The organism is Janibacter corallicola NBRC 107790 (genome assembly GCF_001570965.1).
Lineage (GTDB): Bacteria > Actinomycetota > Actinomycetes > Actinomycetales > Dermatophilaceae > Janibacter > Janibacter corallicola.
Map to the genome: position 1 here is coordinate 14,871 of NZ_BCSR01000015.1, position 21,497 is coordinate 36,367.

The window sequence follows — 21,497 nt, forward strand, 5'->3', positions numbered from 1 at the left end:
CAACGTGGGTGCCGGGCACCCGCCCCACGTAGCATCCCGGGTTGGCTCGGCTTCGGCCTGCCCTCCCCCTGAAACCCCTGTCCCGAAGGAGAGCGCTTTGCGTCACATCGCCAAGGCCGCATCGATCATGTCCGTGGCTGCGCTGGCCCTGAGCGGCTGCGGCGGCAGCGACAGCGGCGGCGGCGACGGCGGCTCCAGCAGCAGCGGGAGCGACGTCAAGGCCTGCCTCGCCTTCGACGTGGGCGGCCGGGGTGACCAGTCCTTCAACGACTCGGCGGCGAAGGGCCTGGACCGCGCCAAGGAGGAGCTCGGCGTGCAGACCGAGGAGGTCGAGGCCTCGCAGAACGAGAACGACTCCGCCCGCGTGGACCGCCTCAACCAGCTCATCGACGCCGGCTGCACCAACATCATCGGTGTCGGCTACCTGTACGCGCCCGCGATCGGCCAGGTGGCCAAGGCCAACCCCGACCTCGGTTTCGCGATCGTCGACGACGCCTCGGCGGCGTCCAAGGGTGACAACGTGGCCCAGCTGACCTTCCGCGAGCAGGAGGGCTCCTTCCTCGTCGGAGCGGCCGCCGCGCTGAAGACCAAGAGCGACAAGATCGGCTTCATCGGTGGCACCGACGTGCCGCTGATCAACAAGTTCGAGGCGGGCTACGTCGCGGGTGCCAAGGAGGTCAACCCCGACATCGACGTCCAGGTCAAGTACCTGGCCCCGGACGACTCGGGCTTCAACGACCCGGCGAAGGCCAAGACCGCCGCCGACGGCATGTACGACAAGGGTGTCGACGTCATCTACCACTCGGCGGGCGGGTCCGGCGCCGGCGTGTTCGAGGCGGCCGCGCAGGCGAAGAAGATGGCCATCGGTGTCGACTCCGACCAGGCCAAGACCGCGAACGAGAAGGTCCGCGACACGATCATCACCTCGATGATCAAGAACGTCGACGTCGCGGTCTACGAGTACATCCAGGCCGCGACCGAGGGCAAGAACCAGAGCGGCAACATCTCCTTCGGTCTCAAGGAGGGTGGCGTCACCTACTCCACCACCGGCGGCAAGATCGACGACATCACCGACAAGCTCGACAAGTACAAGAAGCAGATCGTCGACGGGAAGATCACCGTCCCGTCGAAGTGAGCTCGCAGGTCCCCGTGACCCACCCGGTACCCAGGGAGCTGCCATGACCACGGACGATCCCCCCTTCGCCGTCGAGGTGGAGGGCGTCACCAAGCGCTTCCCCGGCGTCGTCGCCAACGACGAGGTCACCTTCGCGGTCCGCCGCGGCACGGTGCACGCCGTCGTCGGTGAGAACGGCGCCGGCAAGTCGACGCTGATGAAGATGCTCTACGGCGTGCAGCGCCCGGACGAGGGCACGATCCGCATCGGTGGCGAGGAGGTCGCCCTCCACACGCCGGCGGATGCGATCAAGCACGGCGTCGGCATGGTCTTCCAGCACTTCATGCTCGCGGACAACCTCACCGTCCTGGAGAACGTCGTGCTCGGGGCGGAGAAGCTGCACGGCATCGGGGCCCGCGCCCGGGCCGAGATCCGCCGCATCTCCGAGGAGTACGGGCTCGACGTCGACCCGGAGGCGCTCGTCGCCGACCTGGGCGTCGGCGCGCGCCAGCGCATCGAGATCCTCAAGGTGCTCTACCGCGGTGCCCGCACGATCATCCTCGACGAGCCGACGGCGGTGCTCGTGCCGCAGGAGGTCGACGAGCTCTTCGGGAACCTGCGGGAGCTGAAGCGTGAGGGCATCACGCTGCTCTTCATCTCCCACAAGCTCGACGAGGTCCTTGCCGTCGCGGACTCGGTCACCGTGGTCCGGAGGGGGACCACGGTCGCGACCGTCGACCCGCGGGAGGTCACCGCCCACGAGCTCGCCGAGCTCATGGTCGGCTCCGAGCTGCCCACCCCGGAGACCGAGGAGTCGACGGTCACCGACCACGTGGTCCTCGACATCGACGGGCTCACCCTCGCCTCCGGCAGCGGGGCGCGCAACGTCCTCGAGGGGATCACGCTGTCGATCCACGCCGGCGAGGTCGTCGGCATCGCCGGTGTCGAGGGCAACGGCCAGGCCGAGCTGGTCGAGGTGCTCGTCGGCATGCGCGCGGCCACGTCGGGCCGGGTGCTCCTCGAGAGCGAGGACACCGCACGCTGGGACGTGCGCCGCATCCGCGAGGCGGGCGTGGGCTACATCCCCGAGGACCGCCACCGCCAGGGTCTGCTGCTGGACGCCCCGCTGTGGGAGAACCGGATGCTCGGGCACCAGACCCAGGCGCCGGCCTCCCGGAGCGGGCTGCTCACCGTCCGGGCCGCGAAGTCCGACACCGAGAGGATCGTGCAGGAGTACGACGTGCGCACCCCCGGCATCAACGTCACCGCCGGGTCGCTCTCGGGAGGCAACCAGCAGAAGCTCGTCGTCGGCCGCGAGATGAGCCACGCGCCCAAGGTGCTCATCGCGAGCCACCCCACGCGCGGCGTCGACGTCGGTGCCCAGGCCGCGATCTGGGACCTCGTGCGCCGGGCACGCCGCGAGGGGCTCGCGGTGCTGCTCATCAGCGCCGACCTGGAGGAGCTCATCGGCCTCTCCGACACCATCCAGGTGATCCTGCGTGGCCGGCTGGTCGGCGAGTTCGACCCCGAGTCGGTCTCCAGCCAGGAGCTCGGCAGTGCGATGACCGGCGCCGGGAAGGACGCGTCATGACCCGGGGCGCGCGCCGCCTGGGACTGGTCCTCGCGGCCCCGCTGCTCGCGGTCCTCGTCGCCTTCGTCGTCACCTCCCTCGTCCTGCTCGCCGTGGGGGATCCGGTCGGTCAGGTCTGGTCGACCCTGCTCTCCGAGCCGAGCCCGCGCACGATCGTCAACATCCTCAACAGCAGCGTCACGTACTACGTCTCCGCGGTGGCCGTGGCCATCGGCTTCAAGATGAAGCTGTTCAACATCGGCGTCGACGGCCAGTACCGGATCGCCACCTTCGCTGCCGCGCTCTTCGCCGGGCAGGCCTGGCTCCCCGGGATGCTCAACGTCGTCGTCGCGATGCTCGTCGCGATGTTCGTCGGTGGCTTCTGGGCCGGGATCGCCGGCTACCTCAAGGTGACCCGAGGCGTCTCCGAGGTCATCTCGACGATCATGCTCAACGCGATCTCGCTCGGCCTCGTCGGCTGGGCGCTGCGGTCCTGGGGCGAGCGTCCGGAGGGCAGCAACACGCGCCAGACCACCGACATCCCGCTGTCCAACCAGCTCGAGGGGCTGCCGCTCGTCCCGGACGCCACCAACCGTGTGTACACCCTCGTGGTCCTCGCGGTCCTGCTCGGGGTGGCCTACTGGTTCGTCCTGAGCCGGACCCGGTTCGGCTTCGACGTGCGTGCCACCGGCGAGTCCGAGTCCGCGGCCGTCGCCAGCGGGGTGAAGGTGGGGCGCATGGTCGCCCTCGCGATGGTCGCCTCGGGTGCGGTCGCGGGTCTCATCGGCATGCCGGCCTTCTTCGGCGCCGACCACAACTACGGGCTGAACATCCAGTCCGGCGTCGGATTCGTCGGCATCGGCGTCGCGCTGCTCGGCCGCAACCACCCGGTCGGCATCGCCTTCGCCGCGCTGCTGTGGTCCTGGCTGGAGAAGTCCAGCGATGCGCTGCAGCTGCAGGCCGACGTCTCGCCGGCCCTCGTCTACATCATCCAGGGAGTCATCCTGCTGGCCGTCGTCATCGCCTACGAGGTCGTGGCCCGCACGGAGCGGCAGCTGGAGCAGCGGCAGGTCGCCCGCCAGCTGGACGTCGGCTCCGCCCGGGAAGGAGCCCGGGCATGAGCTCGGCACTGAGCGTCGGGACGGTCACCGAGACCGAGTCCGAGGCGCCGCGGCGCCGCCTGCCCTTCTGGTCCTGGCCGATCGGTCTCGCCGCGGTCATCGTCCTGCTCTCGGTCGTGCGTCTGGTCACCGGGCGCGGGGACGTCTCCGCCTCCGGGACGCTGAGCGCCGCGCTGGCCTGGGCGATGCCGTTGGCCCTGGCGGGTCTGGGCGGCCTGTGGTCCGAACGGGCCGGCGTGATCAACATCGGCCTCGAGGGGATGATGATCCTCGGGACCTGGGGCGCGGCCTTCGGCGGCCTGCACGGCGGGCCCTGGACGGGGGTCCTCGGCGCGATCGTCTGCGGGGCGATCGGCGGGCTCGTCCACGCGCTGGCCACGGTCACCTTCGGCGTGGACCACATCGTCTCCGGCGTCGCCCTGAACATCGTCGCGCTCGGCGCCGCCAGCTACCTGGCCTCCCGTTTCTTCGGTGAGCTCGAAGGGGGCAGCGACGTGCAGTCCCCGCCGCTCCCGTCGTTGCCGAAGGTCGGCATCCCGGGGATCTCCGAACCGCTGGGGGCGGTGGAGGAGAAGGGCTGGTTCTTCGTCTCCGAGCTGGCCGCGATCATCCGGGCCGTCACGACGAACCTCTCGCTGCTGACGATCATCGCCCTGCTGCTCTTCGTGGGGACATACTGGGTGCTGTGGCACACCCCCTTCGGCCTGCGCATCCGCAGCTGCGGGGAGTCGCCGGCGGCCGCGGAGTCCCTCGGCGTGAACGTCTACCTCTACAAGTACATCGCCGTCACCGCCTCCGGCGGTCTCGCCGGGCTGGGCGGCGGCTTCCTCTCGATGGTGGCCTCCAACGCCTACCGCGAGGGTCAGACCGGCGGCCGAGGCTACATCGGTCTCGCGGCGATGATCTTCGGCAACTGGCGGCCCGGCGGCGTGCTCATGGGATCCGGCCTCTTCGGGTACATGGACGCCCTGCAGCTGCGCGGTGGCGGCGCCGCCATCCACGCCCTGCTGCTGCTCGTCGCGATCCTGCTGCTGGCCCTCGGTCTCTGGCAGCTGTTGCGCACGGGGCGCACGGTCCAGGGCGCCATCGCGCTCGCGTGCGGCATCCTCGTCGCGGTCTTCTGGATGCTCACCGAGACCATCCCCGGCGACGTGACCGCCTTCGCCCCGCACCTGACCACCCTCCTGGTCCTCGCGCTGGCCAGTCAGCGGCTGCGGATGCCGGCAGCCAACGGGAAGGTCTACCGTCGAGGAGATGGACACTGATCTGACCCCGACCCTCGACGCTCCGGCGTGGGAGCGCCTGCACGCCGCCGCCGTCGAGGCCATGGGGCACGCCTACACGCCCTACTCCCGCTACCCGGTCGGGGTCGCCGGCTACGCCGACGACGGCCGGGTCGTGAGCGGCTGCAATGTCGAGAACGCCTCGTACGGCGTGGGTCTGTGCGCCGAGTGCGGCATGGTGAGCGATCTGGCCCGCACCGGGGGCGGCCGCCTCGTCGCGGTCTGGTGCGTGGACTCCGCAGGTGAGACGCTCATGCCGTGCGGCCGGTGCCGACAGCTCCTCTGGGAGCACGGCGGAGCCGGCTGCCGCATCCGGACCCCGGAGGGGGAGCGGTCCCTCGCCGATATCCTGCCGATGGCCTTCGGGGCCGAGGACCTGGCGAAGGGAGCGCAGTGACCGAGACCTACGACGTCATCGACATCATCCGGACCAAGCGCGATCGGGGTGAGCTCTCCGACGGCCAGATCGACTGGGTCGTGGACGCCTACACCCGCGGCGGAGTCGCCGAGGAGCAGATGTCGGCCCTCGCGATGGCGATCCTCATGGGCGGGATGTCCCGGGAGGAGATCGCCCGGTGGACCGCGGCGATGATCGCCAGCGGAGAGCGGATGGACTTCTCCGGCCTGAGCCGGCCCACGAGCGACAAGCACTCGACGGGCGGGGTGGGCGACAAGATCACGCTTCCGCTCGCGCCGCTCGTGGCGACCTTCGGCGTGGCCGTGCCGCAGCTGTCCGGCCGCGGCCTCGGACACACCGGGGGCACCCTGGACAAGCTCGAGTCGATCCCCGGCTGGCGGGCCGACCTGGACACTGCGGCGATGCTCGGCCAGCTCGAGGACGTCGGCGCGGTCGTCTGCGCCGCCGGGTCCGGTCTGGCGCCCGCCGACAAGAAGCTCTACGCGCTGCGCGACGTCACCGGGACCGTGGAGTCCATCCCGCTGATCGCCAGCTCGATCATGAGCAAGAAGATCGCCGAGGGGACCGGCGCGCTCGTGCTCGACGTCAAGGTCGGCTCCGGTGCCTTCATGAAGACCCGGGAGGACGCCACCGAGCTGGCTTCCGCGATGGTCGACCTCGGGACCGATGCCGGGCTGCGCACGGTCGCGCTGCTGACCGACATGGCGGTGCCGCTCGGCCTCACGGCCGGCAACGCCCTCGAGGTGGGCGAGTCGGTCGAGGTGCTCGCCGGCGGCGGTCCGGAGGACGTCGTCGAGCTCACCGTGGCCCTGGCCGACGAGATGACCCGGGCCGCGGGCGTCGAGGTCGGCCCGGACGAGCTGCGGGCCGCCCTCTCCGACGGTCGGGCGATGGACGTGTGGCGCCGGATGATCTCGGCGCAGGGGGGCGACCCCGACGCGGCGCTGCCGACGGCGCAGGAGAGCCACGTGCTGCGCGCGGACACGAGCGGCCACCTCGAGGCGCTGGACGCCTATGCCGTCGGCGTGGCCGCGTGGCGACTCGGCGCGGGGCGGGCCCGCAAGGAGGACTCCGTGCAGGCCGCAGCCGGCGTGGAGTGGCACGTGCGGCCGGGGGAGCAGGTCAGCGCGGGCGACCCCGTGATCACCCTGCACACGGACACCCCGGAACGCTTCGCGCACGCCGAGGCGGCCCTCGAGGGCGCCTGGAGCGTCGGCGGCCTGCCGCCGGAGGAGCGCTCCGTGGTGCTCGACCGGATCGCGCCGGAGGGGGCCTGAGATGCCGGAGGTCAACACCGCACCGTCGATCATCGACGTCCCCGGCGGCAAGGTGATCGCCGAGCACGTCGGCCGGGTCGCCACGGGCAGCCGGGCGATGTCGGTCGCGCACATGACGGCGCCGCCGGACTGGAGCGAGCCCGCGCAGACCCCGGACTTCGAGGAGGTGACGCTCGTCGTCGCGGGCACCGTCGTCGTCGAGCACGACGGGGGCAGGACCGAGGTCGGCGCCGGGCAGAGCATCGTGACCCGGGCCGGTGAGCGGGTGCGCTACTCGACGGGACCCGACGGTGCCGAGTACGTCGCCGTCTGCACGCCCGCCTTCTCCCCGGAGACCGTGCACCGGGAGGAGGCATGAGCACCGCGCAACCGAGCCGCGAGGCCATCCGGTCCCTGCCCAAGGTCCTGCTGCACGACCACCTCGACGGCGGGGTACGCCCCTCGACCGTGCTCGAGATCGCCGAGCAGCAGGGGCACGAGCTGCCGGTGAGTGGTACGGGCGCCACACCGGAGGGGCTGGTCGCGTGGTTCCGGGAGGCCGCCGACTCCGGCTCGCTGGAGCGCTACCTGGAGACCTTCGCGCACACCGTCGCGGTGATGCAGACGCCGGAGGCGGTCGCCCGGGTCGCGCGGGAGTGCGTGCTCGACCTGGCCGAGGACGGGGTCGTCTACGCCGAGTCCCGCTTCGCGCCCGAGCAGCACCTGCGCGGCGGGATGGAGCTGCCGGAGGTGGTCGAGGCCGCGCTCGCCGGCTTCCGCGAGGGGGAGCGGCTGGCCGCCGAGGCCGGTCGTCCGATCGTGGTGCGGGCGCTGCTGACGGCGATGCGGCACGCTGCGAAGTCGCGGGAGATCGCCGAGCTCGCGGTGCGTTACCGCGACGACGGCGTCGGCGGCTTCGACATCGCCGGCGCCGAGGCGGGGTACCCGCCGAGCCGGCACCTCGACGCCTTCGAGTACCTGCGGACGGAGAACGCCCACTTCACGATCCACGCGGGGGAGGCCTTCGGGCTGCCGAGCATCTGGGAGGCGCTGCAGTGGTGCGGTGCCGACCGGCTCGGGCACGGCGTGCGCATCGTCGACGACATCGGCATCGGCGGGGCCACGGTGACCGACGACCCCGACGCCGCGCTCGCCGCCGTCCACGAGGACCCCTCCCGGCTGCGCCTCGGGAGGCTGGCCGCCTTCGTCCGGGACACCCGGGTGCCGCTGGAGATGTGCCCGCACAGCAATGTCCAGACCGGGGCCGCCCGCTCGATCGCGAGCCACCCGATCACCCTGCTGACCCGGCTGCGCTACCGCGTCACCCTCAACACCGACAACCGGCTGATGTCGGACACCTCGATGACCAAGGAGATGTCCGCCCTGGTCACCGATGCCGGCTGGCAACTGGAGGACCTGCGGTGGGTGACGACCAACGCGATGAAGTCGGCCTTCCTGCCCTTCGACGAGCGACTGGAGCTCATCGACGGGACGATCAAGCCCGCCTACGCCGCTGCCGCTCGAGCCTGAACCCTGATTCGAGGTACCACCGGTCGAGGTCCCTGCGCGCGGATAGTCGGTCGCTGGAACCTCGAACCGGTCGAGGTGCGGGTCAGTACCCGCCGCCGGGGGCCGCGGGTGCGTTCGTGCCCGGCTCGGGGACGACCAGCGCGTCCTCGCCGAGGTCCCGCGCCTCCTGCAGCAGCTTCATGGTGCTCGAGGTCCCGATGCGCGTGACGCCCTCGGCGAGCATCGCGAGCAGCGTCGGGACGTCCCGCACCCCGCCGGAGGCCTTGACCTCCATGCGCTCCGGGGTGTTGGCCCGCATGAGCGCGACGTCCTCGAGCGTGGCACCGCCACCGGCGAAGCCGGTCGAGGTCTTGGTGAAGTCGGCACCGGCCTCGGCGCTGACCCGGCAGGCGGCGAGCTTCGCCGACTCGTCCAGCAGCGCGGTCTCGAAGATCACCTTGACCAGGGCCCCGGCCCCGTGGCCGACCTCGACCACCGCCGCGACGTCCTCGCGCACGGCGTCCAGGTCACCGCCGAGCAGCCGGCCGATGTTGAGCACCATGTCCAGCTCCACCGCCCCGTCGGCGAGGGCCTGGCGCGCCTCGGCGACCTTGCCGGCGGTCGACGTCGTACCGTGCGGGAAGCCGAGCACCGTGCACACGCGGGTGGGGCTCCCTTCGACCTGCGCGATGGTGGCCGCGGCGAGGGCGACGTCGCTCGGCCGCACGCACACGCTCCAGATCCGCTCGGCGGCGAGCCCACGGATGCTCTCGGTCACCTCCTGCGGGGTCAGCTCCGGCTTCAGCAGGGCGTGGTCGAAGAGGTCGGCGACATCCTGGACGGTCAGCCGGGCGCCGGGGGCGAAGGGGGGACGAGTCATGTCCGTCACCCTACGAGTCCACCCAGCGCGAGCCCACCTCGAGCGGCGTGGCCGCACCGCCCGTCAGCTCGGCGACGGCGGCGGCGAGGGCGCTCTCCTCGCCCGCGGCCACGCCGAGGCGCAGGGTGACCTGCGTGGCGAAGCCGGTGTCGAGGATCCGCACGCCCCGTGAGCGCAGCTCGTTCTCCACCCGCCCGGCCTCGGCGTGGGGGACGACGAGCTCGTGCTCCGTCAGCAGCGAACGCTCCAGGGTGCCCACCGACTCCACGCCGGCCCGGACCGCGTCACCGTAGGCCCGGACGAGCCCGCCGGTGCCGAGCAGCACGCCCCCGAACCACCGGGTGACCACGGCGACGACGTCGCTCAGCTCGTGACCGCGCAGCACCTCCAGCATCGGGGCACCGGCGGTGCCCGAGGGCTCGCCGTCGTCCGAGGAGCGCTGGACCGACGCGTCGGGACCGAGCACGAAGGCCGAGCAGTGGTGCCGGGCGTCCCAGTGCTCCTTGCGCAGCCGCTCCACGACGGCGCGGGCGTCCTCCTCGGTCTCGACCCGCTCCAGCGTGCACCGGAAGCGGGATCGCCTGACCTCGATCTCGGCCTCGCCGTCCCGGGCGATCGTGCGGTACGAGGCGTCAGTCACCGGCCACCTCGGTGGCGCCTCGGCCCGCGGCCACCAGCGAGTCCGCGAGTGGGGTGCGGCGGTAGGCCACGGAGCCCCCCGAGCGTCGCTTGTCGACGAGACCGGCATTCGCGAGCACACCGAGATGGTAGGAGATGGTCGACTCCGAGCGCCCGTCGAGGCGGCTGAGGTCGCGGGTCGTGCGGGGCCGGTCGAGCCGGACGAGGATCTCGCGACGGCCGCGGCCGATGAGACCCACGACGTCGGCTCCGGCACGCGTCGGCTCCCGTCCACCGGACCACAGCGGCGCCGTCCCCCGCGCGGTGTAGGTCATCACGGGGCTGTCGGGGCGCTCGGCGCAGAACTGCACGCGGCCGGAGTGGGCGACCGAGGGCACGAAGAGCACGCCGTCGTCGGCCCAGTCGACCACCCCCTCGTAAGGACGCTCGACGAGCAGCTCCGCGCCGGTCCACGTCAGGTCGCCGAGGTCGGCGAGCATGGCCGCCCAGCCGCGGGAGGAGATCTGCCCTCCCCGGTGGGCGATGTCGGCCTCGAGCACGGCACGCACCTCCGGCCACTCCTCGGCCATCGCCGCCGCGTACCAGGCCCCGACCGCGCGGGCGGCCTCCTCGGCGACGGCGCGCGGACCGGCGTCGACCAGCCGCGCGAGGGCCGGTGGTACCGGTCTGCGCCAGGCACGGTAGGCAGCCTCCGAGGGGAACTGCTCGGCGACCTCGGGCCGGACGGTGCGCCCGTCGAGGGCGATGTCGAGGTGGTACTCGACGACCTCCTCGGGCGTCGTCGCGATGGTCTCGGTCACCTGCTCGATGCCCTCCCGGGTCCCTGTGGGCCGCGGGGTGAGGAAGTCCGGTGTGTAGTCGTGGTCGGTGGGGTAGAGCGCGTGCAGCAGCTCCCTCGTGGCGGGGTCGAGGGCGGTGCGGGCGCGCTCGTTCCACCGGGCGACGTGGTGCAGCGCGCCGGTCGGCGTGACCGGCGCGCAGTCCCGCGAGCGGAGCGTGCCGAGCACCTCGAAGGCGGGGGAGAAGGCGAAGCGGGACCGGGCGAGCACCACGCCGTCGACGAGGATGTGGATGCTCACCCGGCCGCCTCCCGATCGGTGGATCTCAGCGTCGCCACACCTCCGCCTCGGTGATGAAGGCCGAGGAGCTGGGGCGCTCCGGCGTCCCGCTCGTGACGATCCCTCCCTCCATCATGGACCCACCGATGCGCCCGCGCCCGCGGAAGCACGGCCCGAGGACGAGGTGGAGGGAGTGGTCGACCCCGCCGAGGGGGAAGTCGTCGGTCGTGAAGCTGCGCTGGTCGCGCACGTCGCCCATCGCCAGGCTGAGCTCGCCCGCGCGCACCCGGGCTCCGGAGGCCATGTCGATGTCGATGTGCGCCGGTGCCCGGTGGAGGATCGGGGCCGGCCAGGGCAGCCCCTCCACTTCGGGGAAGTGCCGGGTGAAGTCCCGCTCCAGCCAGGAGGCGAGCGCGTGGTCACCGCTGTAGACGTGCACCTGCTCGCGGTACCAGCAGATGACCGCGGTCCCGCTGCCGTGGGGCGACCAGTCCACGCGCCACGCGGAGACGTAGGCGGTGACCCGGTCGCCGTCGAAGAGCTGGAAGCCGGGGTTGGCACCGATGAGCACGACGTCGCGGTCGGCCGGGTCGCTCGTGGTGCGGGACGAAGCGGCGGCGGCCGGTCCGGCGACGAGGGAGCCGGCGGCGGCGAGAGAGGCGGCCAGGCCGGTGCCGAGGACGCCGCGGCGGGCGATCGTGCTCCGGGTGGGTGCGGTGGGGTGGTCCATGGATCCTCCTGGTGTCTGGGAGGGTCCACTCTTCGGGCCGGCCGGGCAGTCCACCAGCCTTTCGAAGGGGGTCGAAAGCCGCCTTCGCTACCGGGAAAGTGCCTGCTCGGCCACGCGCGGGGTGGCGCAGCGGGCGCCGAGCGCCAGGTGTCGGGCGATGACCTCGGGCTCGCGCCGCATGAGCACCGTTCCGCGGCGCAGCAGGGTCAGCGGGGGCTTGCGGCGCTCCCGCAGGTCGCGCACCAGTCGCAGACCGAAGGTGTGCAGCCGGTGGTGGCGGATGCACCAGGCGGAGTGGAGCAGCCCCGTCGAGGCCAGCCCGGCGATCGTCTCGGCGGCGAAGATCCCCTCGGCCAGGACGAGGTCGGTGGGGCCGGCGGTGACGGCGTGCCGGTCGATGGCCCGGGAGACGGAGATGTCGTAGACGGGCAGCTCCACCGACCCGGACCGGCACAGCCGGGCGAGCGCGGCAACCGCCGCCTCGCGGTCCCAGCTGTCCGGGTGGTCCCAGTCGACCATCCCGAGCTCCTCGCTGCGGGGCAGGTCGGGGGCGTCCAGATCCTTGTAGAAGTCGTCCAGCCGCACGATGGGCCAGCCGTGGCGGCGGTGCAGCCGCTCGGCGAGCCGCGACTTGCCGGAGCCGCTCGGACCGGAGAGGACGACGACGCGACCGGTACCCCCGTCGCCGGGCAGGGGGTGGGGAGTGGGCACGGAGCAAGAGTCTACGAGGGCGCCCTCACAGGGCGGTGAGCGCCTCGGTGCTCGCCCGCACCGCAGCGAGCCGCTCGGCGGCTACCGCGCGGGCGGAGGTGAGTGCGTCCGGGCGGGGCACCGGCTCGATCACCTCGAGGTAGGCCTTGAGCTTCGGCTCGGTGCCGGAGGGCCGCACGATGATCCGGGAGCCGTCGGTGAGCAGGAAGCGCAGCCCGTCGGTCGGGGGGAGGCCGTCGGCCCCCTTCGCCAGGTCCAGGGCGGAGGCCACCGCCGTGCCGGCGAGGTCCGACGGTGGGTCCTGCCGCAGCCGCTGCATGAGCACGTCCAGGTCGGACAGGTCGCTCACCCGCACCGAGAAGGCATCCGTCGTGTGGACTCCGAACCGCCGGTCCAGGTCGTCGAGCACGTCCAGCAGCGTGCGGCCCTCCGCCTTGAGGGAGGCGACCATCTCGGCGATGAGCAGGGCCGCGGAGACCCCGTCCTTGTCGCGCACGATTTCCGGTGCGACGCAGTAGCCGAGCGCCTCCTCGTAGCCGTAGGCGAGGTCCGGTACGCGGGCGATCCACTTGAAACCGGTGAGGGTCTCCTCGTGCGGGATCCCGGCGTCGCGGCACATCGCGGCGAGCAGCCGGGAGGAGACGATCGAGTTGGCCATCCCGCGCCCGTCTTCGACGCCGCGGGCGAGCAGGTGGGCGCCGATGAGGGCGCCCAGCTCGTCCCCGCGCAGCAGCCGCCAGCTGCCCTCCGCCGCTGCGTCGGGGACCGCGACGGCGCAGCGGTCGGCGTCCGGGTCGCTGGCGACGAGGACGTCGAAGGGGGCCGTCCGCGCCTGCTCCAGAGCCAGGTCGAGGGCGCCGTCCTCCTCGGGGTTGGGGAAGGTGACGGTCGGGAAGTCCGGGTCCGGCTCGGCCTGACGGCCCACGGTCGCCGGCTCGGGGAAGCCGGCCCGGGCGAAGGCGGCGCGCAGGGTGCCGTCCCCGACCCCGTGCAGCGAGGTGTGCAGCACCGAGAGCTCGCGCGGGGAGTCCGCGGCGACGACGCCGGCCACCGCGTCGAGATAGGCCTCGAGGACCTCGTCGCCGAGCACCTCCCAGCCGGAGTCTGCGCGCGGCACGTCGGCGAGGCTGCCCACCTCGGCGATCCGGTCGGCGATCTGCCGGTCGCTGGGCGGGACGATCTGGCTGCCGTCGCCGAGGTAGACCTTGTAGCCGTTGTCCTGCGGCGGGTTGTGGCTCGCGGTGACCATGACGCCCGCGTCGGCGCCCAGGTGGCGGATCGCGAAGGCGAGCACGGGGGTGGGCAGCGGCCCGGGCAGCAGGGCGGCCCGCCCACCGGCGGCGGTGACCACGGCGGCGGTGTCGGTGGCGAAGTCCGCCGACCCGTACCGGGCGTCCCGCCCGATGACGACGAAGGGAGCCTCGCTCGCCGGTCCCTGAGGTGCGACGGAGGAGCCTCGAAGGGCCGCGTCCTGAGGTGCGACGGAGGAGCCTCGAAGGGCCCGCAGGTGGGCCACGAGGCCAGCGGCGGCCCGGATGACGACGGCGCGGTTCATCCGGTTGGGACCCGCGCCGAGCTGGCCGCGCAGTCCGGCGGTCCCGAACTGCAGCATCCCGCTGAAGCGGTCGGCGAGGGCCTCCTCGGCGGCAGCGTGCCCGCCCTCGACCGCCGCGATGAGGTCGGTCAGCTCCCGCACGGTGGCCGGGTCGGGGTCCTCCGCGGCCCAGGCGCGGGCGGTCTCGAGGAGCCGGACGTCCATCAGATGCGCTCCACGATCGCCGCGAGCAGCTGGCCGATGCGGTCGGCGGAGGCCTTCCCCGCGGCGACGACCTCCGCGTGGTCCAGCGGCGCGTCCATGCCGGCGGCCGCATTCGTCACGAGCGAGATGCCCAGCACCTCCAGGCCCGCCTGGCGGGCGGCGATGGCCTCGAGGCTCGTGCTCATCCCGACGAGGTCACCACCGATCGTGCGGACCATCCGGATCTCGGCGGGGGTCTCGTAGTGCGGCCCGGGGAACTGGACGTACACCCCTTCGCCCAGGCCCGGGTCGACCTCGCGGGCGAGGTCGCGCAGCCGCGGGGAGTACAGGTCGGTGAGGTCGACGAAGTTCGCCCCCTCGATCGGCGAGGTGCCCGTGAGGTTGATGTGGTCGCTGATGAGGACCGGGGTGCCGGGGCCCCACTCGGGTCGCAGGCCGCCGCACCCGTTGGTGAGGACGACCGCGCGGCAGCCGGCGGCGGCCGCGGTGCGCACGGCGTGCACGACGGAGCGCACGCCCCGCCCCTCGTAGTAGTGGGTCCGGGTGCCGAAGACGAGCGCCCGCCGACCGGTCCCGGCGATGTCGACCGAGCGCATCGTCCCGGAGTGTCCGGCGACCGAGGCGCCCGCGAAGCCGGGGACGTCCGCCTGGTCGAAGCCGGTGACGGTCTCGCCGACGAGGTCGGCGGTCCTGCCCCAGCCGGAGCCGAGGACGAGGGCGACGTCGTGGCGTTCCACGTCGGTGCGCCGCGCGATCTCCGCGGCCGCCTCCCGGGCCAGGTCGAAGGGGTCCGTGCTGTCGGTGCTGTGCTGACTCACGCCCGCAATCTACAAGGATGATTGGATGGGACCGTGACACACGCGACATCTGTGGTGATCCTCGGAGGCGGCCCCGGAGGCTACGAGGCGGCTCTCGTCGCCGCGCACCTCGGCGCCGACGTCACGGTCGTCGACTGCGACGGCCTCGGAGGGGCGGCGGTCCTGACCGACGTGGTCCCGAGCAAGACCCTCATCGGGACCGCCGACTACCTCGGCGGCTTCGAGACCGCCGCGCACCTCGGCGTGCGCCTCGAGGACCACGAAGGGGATGAGCTGACCCGCGCCCGGGCCGAGCTGGGCGCCGTCAACGCCCGCATCCGGGACCTGGCCGAGGCCCAGTCCAGTGACATCGCCACCCGGCTCGGCGAGGTCGGCGTGCGGGTGGTGCGCGGCCGTGGGCGGCTGGTGAGTGCCACCCGGGTGCTCGTCGAGACCGACGCGGGCACCGAGACCGTGGACGCCGACGTCGTGCTCGTCGCCACCGGCGCCACCCCACGGGTGCTGCCGACCGCGCAGCCGGACGGGGAGCGGATCCTCACCTGGAAGCAGCTCTACGACCTGCCCGAGCTCCCGGAGCGGCTCATCGTCGTCGGCTCCGGCGTCACCGGGGCCGAGCTCGCCCAGGCATACCTCGGCCTCGGCTCGGACGTCACCCTCGTCTCCTCCCGCGAGCTCGTCCTGCCCCAGGAGGACCAGGACGCGGCCGCCGTCATCGAGGACGTCTTCCGCCGCCGGGGGATGACGATCCTCAATCGTTCCCGGATGGCCGCCGCCGAGCGGCGCGGCGACGGGGTCGTCGTGACCCTCGAGGACGGCCGCGAGGTCGAGGGCAGCCATGTGCTGATCGCGGTCGGGGCGGTCCCGCGCACCGAGGGCATCGGGCTCGAGGAGGTCGGGATCGACCTGACCGGCAGCGGCCACGTCGACGTCGACCGGGTCTCGCGCACGTCGGTGCGCGGGGTCTATGCCGCCGGCGACTGCACCGGGGTCTTCCCGCTGGCCTCGGTCGCGGCCATGCAGGGCCGCACCGCGATGGCCCACGCCCTGGGAGACGCGGTCACCCCCCTTCGCATGTCCGCGGTCTCCAGCAACGTCTTCACCGACCCGGAGATCGCCACGGTCGGGGTCAGCGCCGCCGACGCCGAGGCCAACTCGGACATCGAGGCGGTCATGATGCCGCTCTCGCGCAACCCGCGGGCGAAGATGCTCGGGATCCGCGAGGGTTTCGTCAAGCTCTTCGCCTACCGGGGGACCGGCACCGTGCTCGGTGGCGTCATCGTCGCCCAGCGCGCCTCGGAGCTGATCTTCCCCGTCGCGATCGCGGTGCAGAACCGCCTGTCCGTGGACCAGGTGGCCTCGACCTCGACCGTCTACCCCTCGCTCACCGGCACCGTTGCGGAGTCGGCCCGCCGGTTGCACCCGACCCAGCGCTGAGGAGCGAAGGGGGTCGCGCCCTCCGCCCCCCGGCGCGGGGGCGTCAGTCCTTGATGTCGGCCAGGACGGCGCCGTTGTTGACGGTCGCGCCGACCTCGGCGTCCAGGTTGGTGATCGTGCCGGACTTGTGGGCGTTGATCGGCTGCTCCATCTTCATCGCCTCGATGACGACCACGGTGTCGCCCTCGGCGACCTCCTGGCCCTCCTCGACGGCGACCTTGACGACGGTGCCCTGCATCGGCGCGGCGAGGCTGTCGCCCGAGACCGCGGCCTTGCCGCCGCCGGCACCGGAGCGCTTGGGCGCCTTCTTCTTCTTGGCGCCACCACCGCCACCGAGGGAGAGCTCGCCGGGCAGTACGACCTCGAGCCGGCGCCCGCCGACCTCGACGGTGATGCGCTGGCGCTCCTCGTCGTCCTCGGCCTGACCGCTCTCGCCGCCGTAGGGCTCGATCTGGTTGTCGAACTCGGTCTCCATCCAGCGGGTGTGCACCGAGAAGGGGCTGCCGTCGCTCGGCGCGAAGGCCGGGTCGGTCACGACCACGCGGTGGAAGGGGATGACGGTCGGCATGCCGTCGACGACGAGCTCGTCGAGGGCGCGGCGGGAGCGCTCGAGGGCCTGCTCCCGGCTGGAGCCGGTCACGATGAGCTTGGCGATCATCGAGTCGAAGGCACCGGCGACGGTGTCGCCCTGCTCGATGCCGGCGTCCCAGCGCACGCCGGGGCCGTGCGGCACGTGCATCGAGGTCACGGTGCCGGGGGCGGGCATGAAGTTGCGGCCCGCGTCCTCACCGTTGATGCGGAACTCGAAGGAGTGGCCGCGCACGACCGGGTCGTCGTAACCCAGCTCCTCGCCGTCGGCGATGCGGAACATCTCGCGGACGAGGTCGATGCCGGTGACCTCCTCGCTCACGGGGTGCTCGACCTGGAGCCGGGTGTTGACCTCGAGGAAGGAGATCGTCCCGTCCTGGCCGACGAGGTACTCGCAGGTGCCGGCGCCGACGTAGCCCGCCTCCTTGAGGATGGCCTTGGAGGCGCGGACGAGCTCGGCGTTCTGCTCGTCGGTGAGGAAGGGGGCCGGGGCCTCCTCGACGAGCTTCTGGTTGCGGCGCTGCAGCGAGCAGTCGCGGGTGGAGACGACCACGACGTTGCCGTGCTGGTCGGCGAGGCACTGCGTCTCGACGTGGCGCGGCTTGTCGAGGAACTTCTCCACGAGGCACTCGCCGCGACCGAAGGCGCCCACGGCCTCACGGACGGCGGACTCGAAGAGGTCGGGGATCTCCTCCATGGTGCGGGCGACCTTCAGGCCACGACCGCCACCGCCGTAGACGGCCTTGATGGCGATGGGCAGACCGAACTCCTCGGCGAGCTTCACGACCTCGTCGGCGTTCTCGACGGGATCCTTGGTGCCGGGGGCGAGCGGGGCGTCCGCCTTCGCGGCGATGTGCTTGGCCTTGGCCTTGTCGCCGAGACCGTCGATGGCGGCCGGCGGCGGGCCGATCCAGGTGAGTCCGGCGTCCATGACGGCCTGGGCGAACTCGGCGTTCTCGGACAGGAAGCCGTACCCGGGGTGGACCGCGTCGGCGCCGGCCTCCTTCGCGACCTCGAGGAGCTTCTCCTGGACGAGGTAGCTCTCGCCCGGCGTCGAGCCGCCCAGGGCGTACGCCTCGTCGGCGACCTTCACGTGGAGGGCGTCGCGGTCGGGCTCGGCGTAGACGGCGACGGAGCCGAGGCCGGCGTCACGGCAGGCTCGGGCTACTCGGACGGCGATCTCGCCGCGGTTCGCGATGAGGACTTTGCTGATGGCCATGGGCGGCAGACTACTGCGTCGCGCCCGTGAGCTCTGCGCCGCCGCTCGTGACCATCTTCACCCGGGGCTGGTCTCAGCGGGTCGCCAACCGGCAGTCCGTCGGGGGCGGGTGGTGCGCCCGGATCTGCTCGGCGCGCTGCCGGGCGAGGTTCCACCCGGCGAGGGAGCCCTCGCCGCCCGGGGAGTGGGTCCTCCGGTCGGCGCCGAGGATGCAGGTCGTGACCCCCTCCGGCAGGGGGCTGTCCTCGATCGCGGGCACCGCGTCCTCCGGCAGCGTGGCGAGGTAGAAGGTGTCGAGCTTGCCGGTCGCCTGCCACCGTTCGATGTTGTGCTCGGCCACCCGGGCACTCGTGTTGCCGACCGTTCCGACGATCGTGAGGGCAGCGGCCGTGACGAGCACGACCCGGCCCACCCACCAGCGGCTCGAGGTGAAGAGCGAGACGAGCACCGCGAGCACGACGAGGCCGAGCCAGATCTCGAAGAGGTCGGCGTTCACCCGCAGCGTCGTGTACCCGTACGCCTCCTGGTACAGGGCCATCCGGCGCAGGGCCGAGGCCACGACGAGGAGGGTGAGCAGGCACAGGATCGCGCTCATCACCTGCATGACCCGCCGGTCACGCGCGGTGCGTGCGCGGCCGAGGGCACGAACCCCGCCGATGAGGAGGAGGACCAGTGCCGTCGCGACCGTCAGCTGACCGAAGCCCTGCCGGGCCGACTCGGCGTAGGTGACCCCGGCGGTGCGCAGGACGTAGTCGTGGCCCCCGATGACAGCCGCGCCCTGGGCAGCGAAGAAGGCAAGGAAGATCGCGATGACGACCCCGAGGGGCACCTGCCACTCGCGTTCGGGGATGCGGGCGGTCAGCCGGGCCCCGTCGACGAGCGGCGGGTTGATCGCGAGGTAGAGCCCGGCGAGCGTGACCCCGGCGAAGAAGACGAGGACGAAGCCCCGGAAGACGGTCATGTCGCTGATGTCCGGCACGAGCGCGGACGCCCAGGAGCCCAGCACGGCGTCGGCGGAGGCGAGCAGCCCACCGAAGACGAGCAGCAGGACCAGGCTCACGGCGCCGGTGCGCAGGACCGACCACGCGGTGCCCTGTCGGGCGACGACCCGGATGGTCCGGTCGAGCATCGGCAGTCCGCGCAGCGCGGAGAGCGGCCAGGCGATGACGGAGGCGGCGATGCCGGGCACCGTACGGGCACCGGTGCAGGCGGCAGCGGCGAGGACCCCGGCGACGGCGACGGCGAAGAAGCTCACCACCGGGTCGTCGCGCAGGACCGTGCTCAGTCCGAGCGGCAGGGCGAGCGCGGCGGTGAACCACGACCACGGAGTACCGCGGCGCGGCGAGGCGAGCCACAGCGAGGCACCGCCGGCGATGAGGACGATGAGCAGGCCGAGCCCGATCGCGTTGCCGGGCAGGAGGATCGCGGCGAGGACGCCGACGGCCAGGGCGGCCAGGAGCAGGCGCGGACGGCCCTCGGCGACCCGTTCCGGCCACCACCGCGACACCGAGGACGAAGGGGGTGTCGCCGCCGGCGCGCCGTTGGCGGCCACCGTGGTGGGAGCCGTGTCGTGCGTGGTCAGCGGCGCGGGGGGCGGGGAGGCCGGCGGGGCCAGGGGGAGGGTCATCCGGATGTGGGCGCCCGTCGACTCCTCGTCACCGGGCAGGGCGCGGATGGTGCCCCCGTGCATGGAGGCGACCCAGGCGGCTATCGCGAGGCCGAGGCCGGTGCCACCCCCTTCGTCCCCGCCGGGGCCGAAGCGGTGGAACAGCCGCTCGACCCGCTCCGGGGAGAGCCCCGGGCCCTCGTCGGCGACGGTGAGCGACCACTGCTCGTCGTCGGCGCGCGCCGTGAGCGTGACCGTGCCGCCGGAGGGGCTGTGCCGGATGGCGTTGTCGAGCAGGTTCGCGGTGACCTGGGTCAGGCGGGGCCGGTCGCCCGTGACCGTGAGATCGGTGGGCCGGACGTCGGCGAGCAGGGCGATCCCGCGGTCCTGGAGCGCCGCCTCGGTGATGGCTTCCTCGAGGAGGTCGTGGACGCCGATACGGCTGGGGGAGAGAGGGACTCCCCGGCCGTCGGGACGAGAGAGGTCGAGCAGGTCGGTGACGAGGGAGCCGAGGCGTTCGGACTGCGCGAGCGTGGCCCGCAGCGCCTGCTCGTCCGGGGTGGTGACCCCGTCGGCGAGGTTCTCCAACAGCGCCTGCTGGGCGCTGAGGGGGGTGCGCAGCTCGTGCGCGACGGTCGCGACCAGCCGACGTCGGTGCTCCTCGGCCTCGGCGAGCTCGCCGGCCATGCTCGTGAACGCACGCGCCAGGACGCCCACCTCGTCCTGGCCCGTCGTGGTGATCGGTGTCGAGTAGTCTCCCTTCGCCATCCGCTCGGCGGCCCCGGTCATCTCCAGGAGCGGCCCGGTCATGCCCGAAGCGAGCCACCGGGTGACGACGAGGGCGACGGCGATGGTCACCGGCAGGCCGATCCACAGGGGGACCCCTGCGTCGGTGCCCACGGAGCCGACCACGGCCGCGACGAGCACGCTCGCCCCGACGAGCACGGCGAGGCGGGTGCGGATGGAGTTGATCCCGACGAGCGGGGCGGTGCGGTTCATCGCCCGTCGCCGTCCTCGAGGGCGTAGCCGACGCCGTGGACGGTGCGGATTCGGCCGTGACCGACCTTGGCGCGCAGGGACTTCACGTGCGTGTCGAGGCTGCCGCGTCCCAGGCCGTCGTCCCAGCCCCACAGGTCGGCGACGATGCGCTCGCGTCGCAGGACGGTGCCGGGCCGGCGGGCGAGGAGCGCCAGCAGGTCGAACTCCGTCGGGGTGAGGTGGACCGCGTGCTCATCGACGGTGCAGCACCGAGTGCGCTCGTCGAGGAGGAGACCGGAGTGCTCGATGGGGTCGCCCGCGGAGTCGCTGGCGAGCTCGGCGGCCCGCTCGACGCGGCGGAGCAGGGCGCGCACCCGGGCGATCACCTCGCGCATCCGGAAGGGCTTGGTCAGGTAGTCGTCGCCGCCGACGCCCAGGCCGACGACGATGTCGCTCTCGTCGTCGCGCGCGGTGAGCATGAGGACTGGGACGGGGCGCTCGGCCTGGATCCGCCGGCACACCTCGAGGCCGTCGACGCCGGGGAGCATCAGGTCCAGGACCACGAGGTCGGGGCGCTCCTCGGCGAAGACGGTCACGGCGCCGGGGCCGTCGCTCGCCCGGACGACGTCGAAGCCTTCCGAGTGCAGCCGGTCGGTGAGTGCCTGGTTGATCGTCGGGTCGTCCTCGACGACCAGGACCCGGGCCGGGGGCGGAGGTGGGGCGGTTGCCATGCACCCAATCTAGGCAGCCGGGTCGGGGGATCTCCGGGGCGAGATCTGGAGTTCCTCTGAAGATCCCGTGCCTCC

19 protein-coding genes are annotated in these 21,497 nt (G+C 72.7%); 9 read left to right on the plus strand and 10 right to left on the minus strand.

What is annotated here, in order from left to right; translation table 11 throughout:
• Positions 1-97: 97 nt before the first annotated feature.
• The 8 genes from JCO01S_RS07645 to JCO01S_RS07680 are packed head-to-tail and all read left to right on the plus strand — an operon-like array spanning position 98 to position 8,292.
• The gene (locus tag JCO01S_RS07645) at positions 98-1,135 is read left to right on the plus strand and encodes a BMP family lipoprotein (protein WP_068253258.1); all 1,038 of its coding nucleotides are present in this window, start codon (positions 98-100) and stop codon (positions 1,133-1,135) included.
• A gap of 43 nt (positions 1,136-1,178) precedes the next feature.
• Positions 1,179-2,705: an ABC transporter ATP-binding protein gene (locus JCO01S_RS07650; RefSeq protein ID WP_068253260.1), complete on the plus strand. Its 1,527-nt coding sequence runs from the start codon at positions 1,179-1,181 to the stop codon at positions 2,703-2,705.
• Complete coding sequence (locus JCO01S_RS07655; RefSeq protein ID WP_068253262.1) at positions 2,702-3,805, plus strand: ABC transporter permease; 1,104 nt, start codon at positions 2,702-2,704, stop codon at positions 3,803-3,805. The genes JCO01S_RS07650 and JCO01S_RS07655 overlap by 4 nt, the downstream gene beginning before the upstream one ends.
• Complete coding sequence (locus tag JCO01S_RS07660) at positions 3,802-5,070, plus strand: ABC transporter permease (protein WP_068253266.1); 1,269 nt, start codon at positions 3,802-3,804, stop codon at positions 5,068-5,070. Before JCO01S_RS07655 ends, JCO01S_RS07660 begins: the two co-directional genes overlap by 4 nt.
• Positions 5,060-5,485 carry a cytidine deaminase gene (locus JCO01S_RS07665; RefSeq protein WP_068253268.1) on the plus strand — a complete coding sequence of 142 codons (426 nt, stop codon included), beginning with the start codon at positions 5,060-5,062 and terminating at the stop codon, positions 5,483-5,485. The genes JCO01S_RS07660 and JCO01S_RS07665 overlap by 11 nt, the downstream gene beginning before the upstream one ends.
• Positions 5,482-6,783 (plus strand): thymidine phosphorylase, encoded by a 1,302-nt coding sequence (locus tag JCO01S_RS07670; protein ID WP_068253270.1) that lies wholly within the window; start codon positions 5,482-5,484, stop codon positions 6,781-6,783. The genes JCO01S_RS07665 and JCO01S_RS07670 overlap by 4 nt, the downstream gene beginning before the upstream one ends.
• Before the next feature lies 1 nt (position 6,784).
• Positions 6,785-7,141, plus strand: coding sequence for a cupin domain-containing protein (locus JCO01S_RS07675; RefSeq protein WP_068253272.1), 357 nt, complete (start codon positions 6,785-6,787; stop codon positions 7,139-7,141).
• Positions 7,138-8,292: an adenosine deaminase gene (locus tag JCO01S_RS07680; protein WP_068253277.1), complete on the plus strand. Its 1,155-nt coding sequence runs from the start codon at positions 7,138-7,140 to the stop codon at positions 8,290-8,292. Before JCO01S_RS07675 ends, JCO01S_RS07680 begins: the two co-directional genes overlap by 4 nt.
• Positions 8,293-8,374: 82 nt before the next feature.
• On the opposite strand, the gene deoC is transcribed toward JCO01S_RS07680, so the two are convergent.
• The 7 genes from deoC to JCO01S_RS07715 form a co-directional block, all read right to left on the minus strand.
• Entirely contained in the window at positions 8,375-9,151 is a 777-nt protein-coding gene (deoC, locus tag JCO01S_RS07685) for a deoxyribose-phosphate aldolase (protein ID WP_068253367.1), read from the minus strand.
• Between the two features lie 10 nt (positions 9,152-9,161).
• Positions 9,162-9,791, minus strand: a complete 630-nt coding sequence (locus tag JCO01S_RS07690) for a YigZ family protein (RefSeq protein WP_068253284.1) — start codon at positions 9,789-9,791, stop codon at positions 9,162-9,164.
• Positions 9,784-10,869 (minus strand): DUF5937 family protein, encoded by a 1,086-nt coding sequence (locus JCO01S_RS07695; protein WP_068253287.1) that lies wholly within the window; start codon positions 10,867-10,869, stop codon positions 9,784-9,786. The genes JCO01S_RS07690 and JCO01S_RS07695 overlap by 8 nt, the downstream gene beginning before the upstream one ends.
• A gap of 25 nt (positions 10,870-10,894) precedes the next feature.
• The gene (locus JCO01S_RS07700) at positions 10,895-11,578 is read right to left on the minus strand and encodes a hypothetical protein (RefSeq protein ID WP_068253290.1); all 684 of its coding nucleotides are present in this window, start codon (positions 11,576-11,578) and stop codon (positions 10,895-10,897) included.
• A gap of 87 nt (positions 11,579-11,665) precedes the next feature.
• Entirely contained in the window at positions 11,666-12,289 is a 624-nt protein-coding gene (locus tag JCO01S_RS07705) for a uridine kinase family protein (RefSeq protein ID WP_245634366.1), read from the minus strand.
• Positions 12,290-12,314: 25 nt separating this feature from the next.
• On the minus strand, positions 12,315-14,048 hold the full coding sequence (locus JCO01S_RS07710; protein WP_068253295.1) for a phospho-sugar mutase: 1,734 nt from the start codon (positions 14,046-14,048) through the stop codon (positions 12,315-12,317).
• Positions 14,048-14,866, minus strand: coding sequence for a purine-nucleoside phosphorylase (locus JCO01S_RS07715; RefSeq protein ID WP_068253300.1), 819 nt, complete (start codon positions 14,864-14,866; stop codon positions 14,048-14,050). Before JCO01S_RS07715 ends, JCO01S_RS07710 begins: the two co-directional genes overlap by 1 nt.
• A gap of 51 nt (positions 14,867-14,917) precedes the next feature.
• Between JCO01S_RS07715 and JCO01S_RS07720 the strand changes: the two genes are divergently transcribed.
• Entirely contained in the window at positions 14,918-16,300 is a 1,383-nt protein-coding gene (locus JCO01S_RS07720) for an NAD(P)H-quinone dehydrogenase (RefSeq protein WP_068253302.1), read from the plus strand.
• A 43-nt stretch (positions 16,301-16,343) separates the two neighbouring features.
• Here JCO01S_RS07720 and JCO01S_RS07725 read toward each other — a convergent pair whose 3' ends face one another.
• The 3 genes from JCO01S_RS07725 to JCO01S_RS07735 all read right to left on the minus strand — a co-directional run bounded on the left by JCO01S_RS07725 (position 16,344) and on the right by JCO01S_RS07735 (position 21,422).
• Positions 16,344-18,107, minus strand: a complete 1,764-nt coding sequence (locus JCO01S_RS07725; RefSeq protein ID WP_068253304.1) for an acetyl/propionyl/methylcrotonyl-CoA carboxylase subunit alpha — start codon at positions 18,105-18,107, stop codon at positions 16,344-16,346.
• Positions 18,108-18,180: 73 nt separating this feature from the next.
• Positions 18,181-20,712 (minus strand): DUF4153 domain-containing protein, encoded by a 2,532-nt coding sequence (locus JCO01S_RS07730; protein ID WP_068253307.1) that lies wholly within the window; start codon positions 20,710-20,712, stop codon positions 18,181-18,183.
• Entirely contained in the window at positions 20,709-21,422 is a 714-nt protein-coding gene (locus JCO01S_RS07735) for a response regulator transcription factor (RefSeq protein ID WP_068253310.1), read from the minus strand. Before JCO01S_RS07735 ends, JCO01S_RS07730 begins: the two co-directional genes overlap by 4 nt.
• Positions 21,423-21,497 lie beyond the last annotated feature (75 nt).